Raw genomic sequence first — 7,338 nt, 5'->3', positions numbered from 1 at the left:
GCATCAGGTCAAAAGCTTGGAAGCCGCTGTATGAAGGTTACCTGGCCAGGGGCCTGAAAACGACTCAGGCCCTGGTCATCATCGCCCGCAAGCTGGCACGTATTGCGTTTTCACTCATGAAAAATCAAAGCGAATACCAGTCAAAAGCGGTTTTGGAGGCTTCCCCTCAACCATAGAATCTCCCACCCGTGTTAGCGATGTGACAGAACCACTCTCAATAACTTGTAAAACCCCGTCGATCCACCTAGCTTATGCGCCCCCCGCCCTGCGCTTTAAGGCCTTGCCCCATGGTTTTGCGTTTTCGCCCCGTCGTCACGTCGCGTTTCGCCCTCGGCCTGCTGCTCAGCGGCGGTATCGGTAGCAGCCTGGCAGCTGAAATAGAACTGCCGGCAGTGAACGTCCAGGGTCAGGATGAATCGGGGTATCGCACCAACACCGCCTCGGTCGGTGGCTTCGATCAAGCGCCGTTGCTCGACACGCCCGCTTCGATCACCGTGATCAACGCCGCCATGCTCAAGGACCAACAAGCCCGCCTGCTCAGTGAAGTGTTGCGCAACGATGCCTCGGTCGGCGACAGCTATGCGCCGATCGGCTACTACGAAAACTTCGTGGTTCGCGGTTTCTCATTAAATGCGGCCAGCAGCTACAAGATCAACGGGCGCACTATCACCGGCGAGCAGAACGTCGCCCTCGAAAACAAACAGCAAGTGGAAGTGCTCAAGGGCTTGGCAGGTTTGCAGAGTGGGATTTCCGAGCCCAGCGGGGTGATCAACTACGTGACCAAGCGCCCGGAGGATGTGCGCTCGGTGACGGTGTCCACCGATGATCGCGGCAGCGGCTATGTCGCCACCGATGTCGGCGGCTGGTTTGGCAGCGAGCAGCAGTTTGGCCTGCGCGCCAACGTCGCCCATGAAGACCTCAATGCCTATGTGGAACACGCCAATGGCCAGCGCGATTTTGTGTCCCTGGCCTTCGACTGGAACATCAGCCCCGATGCGCTGCTGCAACTGGATGCGGAATACCAGAACAAGCAACAGCGTTCGGTGCCGGGTTATCAGTTGTTGGGCGGCACTGAAGTACCGCATGGCGCTTCGCCGAAAAAACTGTTGGGGCACCAGAGTGGTTCCAACCAGGTCGGCATTGAGTCGCTGAACCTCAATGGCACGTTCGAGTACCGCTTCAGTGATCAGTGGAAAGGCAGCGTGAGTGCGGCGCGCAGCAAGGTGGTGATTGATGATTACAGCTCGTTTGCGTGGGGCTGTTACTACGTAGGCAACTGTAACGCCAACACCTTCAGCCCTGAGGGTGACTACGACATCTACGACTACCGCAGCCCCGACGACACGCGCCGCGATGATGAAATCCAGGCGGCGATGACCGGGCTGTTCGACACGGCTGGCCTGGGCCATGAACTGACCTTTGGCACCAGCGCGTTTCGCCGGGTGATCGACAAGCGCGACGCGGTCAACGAATACATCGGCAGCGGCAATATCAACGAGGATGCCCCCACCTTCACGCCCACCGATACACCGCTGAACAACAGCCACCGCAACCTCGACAGCCGCCAATATGGGCTGTTCGTTACCGACCGCATCCGCTTCAACGAGCAATGGCAAACCATCCTCGGAGGTCGCGAAGTACGCCTGGATGAAAAAGCCTTCGATGTGAATGGCAACGAAAATCGCCACACGCAACAATACGTATTCTTGCCGCAAGCCTCGCTGATCTATAAGCCAGTGGAAAACATCTCGCTATACACCCGCTACAGCAAGGGCCTGTCACTGAGCGGTACGGCGCCTTGGTTCGCGACCAATAAAGGTGACACTTTAGCCCCAACCGTCTCACGCCAAATCGAAGCCGGGGTGAAATACGACTGGCGCCGCATCAGCTTCGCCGCCGCTGTGTTCCAGACACGCCAGGCCTATCAGTACGCCAAACCCGAAAATGGCCAGTTCACCTACGTGCAGCAGGGCCAGCAAAAAAACACCGGGATTGAACTCTCGGCCAATGGCTGGGCCACCGACCGCCTGCAAATCGCAACCAGCGTGGCGGCGATTCGCGCGCGGGTGAGCGCCAGCGGCACGCCGGACTACGAAGGCCACCAGGCGATCAACGTGCCCAAGCTGCGCGCCAGCGTGTACGCCGACTACGCCCTGCCGTGGGTGAACGGGCTGGCGGTGCTCGGCGGCGTGCAATACAGCGCCAAGAAGTCCGCCAACCGCACCGGCAGTGTTGAGGTGGGTGATTACGCCGTGGTCAATGTCGGCAGCCGCTACACCACCAAAGTCGATGGCTATGAAACGGTGTTTCGCCTGAGCGTCGACAACCTGTTCGACAAGCGCTATTGGCGCGACGCGGGCGAATACATGGGCGATGACTACCTGTTTCAGGGCGCGCCGTTAACAGCGCGATTGAGTGCTTCGGTCAATTTCTGAACCCCCGCGGCGCTGCCAGGCACAGCGCCGCCAGGCCACAGATCAACAGGCTCCAACCCAGATCCTGGGCCCAGGCCACCAGGCTGAGCCCGGCACCGATCAGCAGGTAGTACATCAAGCCAAACAGCGCAGCAGCGGTGCCCAGCCGATCGCGATAGGCGACCAACGCGCCCCCCAGCACATTGGGAATCGCCATGCCGAACGCCAACACCACCAGCAACATCGGCGCTACGAATAACCAGCTGTGCTGCAGCAGCAGTACCAACAAACCGCCCAGCACCGCGATACCTGCAGCGGTCAGCACCAACTGCTCACCGTTCATGCCGCGCTTGAGCAAGCGCGTGTTCAGCCACGCGCCAAGCCCAGACCCCAGCGCCAGCAGCACGCCGCTGTAGCCGAACTCGGCGGGAGACAACCCCAGTCGCGCGAAGATAAACGGGCCCACGCTGTAATAGCCGAACAGTGCAATATTGAATGCCGCCACCAAGCCGACCGAACGCCATATCCCCGCGTCCCTGAGCATCAGGCCCAAGGTCTGGGTCAGCGATGCCGTCGGCAACGACGAAGGCCGCGTCTCGGGCAAGGCCCACAGGCACCACCCCCACAACGCCAGCGCGAGCAACAGCAAACCGGTGAGCACGCCGCGGTAGCCAAAGTGCTGCACCAGGGTCGCGCCACTGAACAGCCCCAGTGCCGGGCTGGCAGCCAGGGCAATGCCCATCAGCGAAAACACTTGGGCCAGTTCGGCGCCATGGTAGCGGTCGCGCAACAGCGTCTGCGTGACGACCGAACCCACGGCCGCGCCAAACGCCGCCAAGGCCTGGGCCAGCAGCAAAGCGTTGAACGTGGTGATGTTCAAGGCCAGCGCCGAGGCGCCAACGTACAGCGCCAACCCAGCCAACATCACCGGCCGCCGCCCCCAGCGATCACACAGCCGCCCCCACACCACGACGCCGAAGGCGAACGCCAGGAAGTACACCGACAGTGTCTGCCCTGCCCGTTCAGGCCCGACCGCAAAGGCCCGGCCAATGTCACCCAGGGCTGGGCTATACAGCGTTTGGGCCAGTTGCGGAAACATCAGCAACGCCATCGCCAGCACCAACAGATTTTTAACGTTCATTACCCGCTCACTCCCATTTAACAGCGCAAGGAGTGTAAGGACTGGCGACTGGGGTATTATCCAAACTTCGACAGTATATCCATCGAATCGGACAACCTATGACCTGGCTCGCCGCCACCACCTCTTTCGATCCCGACCGCTTGACGGCCCCGGTCATCGGCATCGCCGCCCTGCTTGGCGACCATGACTCCGGCCTGCACCGGCACCAACGTGGGCAACTGTTGTTCACTCAGCAAGGCTGCACCCGTATCACCCTGGACAACCAACTGTGCCTGCTGCCGCCTACGCGTGCGGCGTGGATACCCTGCGGCGTCCCCCATCGCGCGGTGATGCACAAAACCGTGGATTACCGTTCGGTGTATGTGAGCCCGGCGTTGGCCGCGCAATTGCCGAAACAGGTACGGGTGATTGAGGTGAGCGCGTTGTTGCGCGCGGTGCTGGAACCCATGGCGATGGCGCCCTTCGAGACCGACTGGCAGACCGGCCGATACGCCCATTTGTTGGGGTTGTGCCTGGACGAAATCCAGGCGGCTACCGAGCAACCGATGCTCCTGCCCTTGCCGCAGGACAAGCGCCTGGCGCCGTTGCTGGTCGATCTCGAAATGCTGCCGCCCACCCTGCAAGACCTGGAAAAAAAGATTGGCGCCAGCGCCAAGACCATCGGCCGGATTTTCCTGCGCGAAACCGGCCTGGGGTATCAGCAATGGCGCCAACAGTGGCGTTTGATGCGGGTCATCGAACTGCTTGCGAGCGGCCGTAGCCTGGGCTACTGCGCGTTCGCGCTGGGCTTTGCCAGTGACAGCGCGTTGATTGCTTTTTTCAAGGGCATGACCGGCACCACGCCACGCGGGTATTTCAAGTCACGCTGAAGGCTTACTTGGGCATCTTGCGAAAGCCCACGGCCAGGCGGTTCCAGCTGTTGATGGTGGCGATGGCTACGCTCAGGTCGACTTGCTCCTTGGCGCTGAATTCGGCGGCCAGTGCAGTGAAGTCTGCATCCGGGGCGTGGGTGTGGCTGATCAGGGTAAGGCTTTCGGCCCAGGCCAGGGCTGCGCGTTCACGCGGGGTGAAGAATGGCGTTTCGCGCCAGGCGGACAAGGTATAGAGGCGGCGTTCGGTTTCGCCGCCTTTGCGGGCGTCGGCGGTGTGCATGTCGAGGCAGAAGGCACAGCCGTTGATTTGCGAGACGCGCAGGCGGATCAGTTCCAGCAGCGGCAGTTCGATGGACAGGTTACCGACTGCGGCTTCCAGGGCGAGCATGGCTTTCATGGCGTCTGGGGAGGCGGTGTAGAAATCGGTACGGGTTTGCATAGTGGTACTCCAGAACGGTGGGATTGGTGGCTAGAGTAGTTACCGTGGGTGGTGGGGGAAATATCCAATTCTGGGGAAGATTGGGTGGCCAATGCCAGTGGGGTGGGTTGAGTACATATCCTTTTTGCGGTAACGGATATGTACCCAATCACCCCGGCAACGGAATCACCCGCAACCGCCGCACCGACTTATACGAAAAACTCGAATAAATCTCCTTAACACAAGGCAACGTCTGCAACACCTCCCGCGCAAACTCCCCAAAGGACTCCAGATCCCTAGCCACCACCTCAAGCAAAAAATCATACCGCCCCGACACGTTATGGCACGCCACAATCTCGGGAATCTCCAACAGCCGCTGCTCAAACGCCCGAGCAATTTCCCGCGTATGACTGTCCATCATGATGCTGACAAACGCCGTCACCCCATACCCCAACGCCTTGGGCGACAAGATTGCCTGATACCCACTGATCACCCCGCTCTCCTCCAGGCTCCGCACCCGGCGCCAACACGGCGAGGTGGTCAGGGCCACCCGATCAGCCAACTCCGCCACGGTCAGACGGGCATTGCCTTGCAACGCGTTCAAAAGAGCCTTATCAGTACGATCCAGATTGACGGGCATACCTTGCCTCTACTCATTATTTTTATCGACGTTCCATCCCTTAACGCGGGAAATATCGGCAAACTTTGCAACTTTTTTCCTTGGTTATGAGCATAGCATTGTAGGAAATAAGGAGCGCCCGACATGAACAATAAACACAATACATTCGGCTTTTCCACCCGCGCTATCCACCACGGCTATGACCCCAAAGACCACCACGGCGCCCTCGTGCCGCCGATCTACTTGTCCGCCACGTTCGCGTTTCCCACCGCCGAATACGGCGCCGCCTGCTTTGCCGGTGAAGCCAGCGGCCACTTCTATACGCGTATCTCCAACCCGACCCTGGCCCTGCTGGAATCACGCATGGCCACCCTGGAAAACGGCGAGGCCGCGGTGGCCTTCAGCTCCGGGATGGGCGCAATCGCAGCGACCTTCTGGACCCTGCTGCGCCCAGGCGATGAAGTGATCGTCAGCCAAACCCTCTACGGCTGCACCTTCGCCCTGTTGCACCACGGCATCGGCGAATTTGGCATCAAGGTGCGCCATGTCGACCTGACCGATCTAGCCGCCTTGCGCGCTGCACTTTCACCCGCCACCCGCATGCTCTACTGCGAGACGCCGGCCAACCCCAACCTGCGCCTGGTGGACATTGCCGCCGTGGCCGAACTCGCGCACCAGCAACCCAACGTCACGGTGGTAGTCGACAACACCTACTGCACGCCGTACCTGCAACGCCCTCTGGAACTGGGTGCCGACGTGGTGGTGCACTCGGCCACCAAGTACCTCAGCGGCCATGGCGATATCACTGCCGGCATCGCCGTGAGCAGCCAGGCCCTGGCGCAGCGCATTCGCCTGCAAGGGCTAAAGGACCTGACCGGCGCGGTCATGTCACCGCAGGATGCTTCCTTGCTGATGCGCGGCCTCAAGACGTTGGCCTTGCGCATGGACCGCCATTGCAGCAATGCCCAGGCAGTGGCCGAAGCCTTGCAGGCGCACCCGGCGGTACAATGGATCACCTACCCCGGCCTGCGTTGTTTCCCACAATACGAATTGGCGGCGCGGCAGATGAAGCAGTCCGGCGGCATGATTGCCTTTGAACTCAAGGGCGGGATCGAGACCGGCCGACGCTTCATGAACGCGCTCAAGCTGTTCACCCGCGCCGTCAGTCTCGGCGATGCCGAATCGCTGGCCCAGCACCCCGCCAGCATGACCCACTCCACTTACACCCCGAAGGAACGGGCTCAGCACGGTATCAGCGAAGGCTTGGTGCGTTTGTCGGTCGGGCTTGAGGATGTCGCCGACCTGCTGGCGGATCTGCAGCAGGCTCTGGCGAAGTGCACCCGCGTCGCGCCACGTCATGCTGTAACGGATGAACACTGAGTAAAATAAGGCCTACGGCTGGCGTAATGCTTTCCCACAAACGGTGGTCGGACGGGTCCGACCACCGTTATGCATTTTTAATCTGATTTTTTCCAGATTGGATCCCCCTCATCTCGCGATGCTGTACTAGCATACGTCTCGGCGGGAGCACTATCACTGTAGGTTATTCATACAGATTACCCTCTTAAACCCCGTCGTTATAAGGCTGAATACCTACACTCGAAACTCATGGACGAATTGATGAACTCACACCTGTTCCCACATATAGGCAAGGTCATCGCCAGCACCGGCAGTCGCCACTTCCCACGCATGCTGCATGACCTCATCCTCACCCAATTGGCAGTGGACGCTACCCATATCACGCAATTGCGGGTGAGTGCCGAAGGCCACACCCGACGCCTGATCAGCCCGGTCTATACCGATTCGGTGGCCGCTCTGGGCTAAGAACACCCCACCGCACCGCCGCCTCCCCCCCCCCCCACACCACGCGACGG

Annotated in this window: 6 protein-coding genes and 2 pseudogenes; 5 read left to right on the top strand and 3 right to left on the bottom strand. The window is 60.4% G+C overall.

Features of this window, described 5'->3' with window-relative positions; all coding sequences use genetic code 11:
- Both E0F99_RS30755 and E0F99_RS27825 read left to right on the top strand, forming a co-directional pair.
- Positions 1-176, top strand: a pseudogene (locus E0F99_RS30755) (IS110 family transposase); the annotation flags it as partial.
- A 111-nt stretch (positions 177-287) separates the two neighbouring features.
- A complete protein-coding gene (locus tag E0F99_RS27825) occupies positions 288-2,435 on the top strand; it encodes a TonB-dependent siderophore receptor (protein WP_083358054.1) in 2,148 nt (715 codons plus the stop codon).
- Here the strand turns inward: E0F99_RS27825 and E0F99_RS27820 are convergent.
- Entirely contained in the window at positions 2,425-3,555 is a 1,131-nt protein-coding gene (locus E0F99_RS27820) for an MFS transporter (RefSeq protein WP_083358053.1), read from the bottom strand. The two genes, E0F99_RS27825 and E0F99_RS27820, sit on opposite strands and share 11 nt — an antisense overlap.
- Before the next feature lie 98 nt (positions 3,556-3,653).
- Between E0F99_RS27820 and E0F99_RS27815 the strand changes: the two genes are divergently transcribed.
- The gene (locus E0F99_RS27815) at positions 3,654-4,424 is read left to right on the top strand and encodes an AraC family transcriptional regulator (protein WP_083358052.1); all 771 of its coding nucleotides are present in this window, start codon (positions 3,654-3,656) and stop codon (positions 4,422-4,424) included.
- Between the two features lie 4 nt (positions 4,425-4,428).
- On the opposite strand, the gene E0F99_RS27810 is transcribed toward E0F99_RS27815, so the two are convergent.
- Entirely contained in the window at positions 4,429-4,866 is a 438-nt protein-coding gene (locus E0F99_RS27810) for a carboxymuconolactone decarboxylase family protein (protein WP_083358051.1), read from the bottom strand.
- Between the two features lie 148 nt (positions 4,867-5,014).
- Positions 5,015-5,485, bottom strand: a complete 471-nt coding sequence (locus tag E0F99_RS27805) for an Lrp/AsnC family transcriptional regulator (RefSeq protein ID WP_083358050.1) — start codon at positions 5,483-5,485, stop codon at positions 5,015-5,017.
- Between the two features lie 123 nt (positions 5,486-5,608).
- On the opposite strand from E0F99_RS27805, the gene E0F99_RS27800 reads away from it, so the two are divergent.
- Complete coding sequence (locus E0F99_RS27800) at positions 5,609-6,844, top strand: methionine gamma-lyase (RefSeq protein ID WP_083358049.1); 1,236 nt, start codon at positions 5,609-5,611, stop codon at positions 6,842-6,844.
- A 240-nt stretch (positions 6,845-7,084) separates the two neighbouring features.
- Positions 7,085-7,285 (top strand): annotated as a pseudogene (locus E0F99_RS27795) (LuxR family transcriptional regulator); the annotation flags it as partial.
- Positions 7,286-7,338: the final 53 nt, after the last annotated feature.

The organism is Pseudomonas antarctica (assembly GCF_900624995.1).
Lineage (GTDB): Bacteria > Pseudomonadota > Gammaproteobacteria > Pseudomonadales > Pseudomonadaceae > Aquipseudomonas > Aquipseudomonas antarctica.
This window is presented reverse-complemented; position numbering and strand designations above follow the sequence as displayed.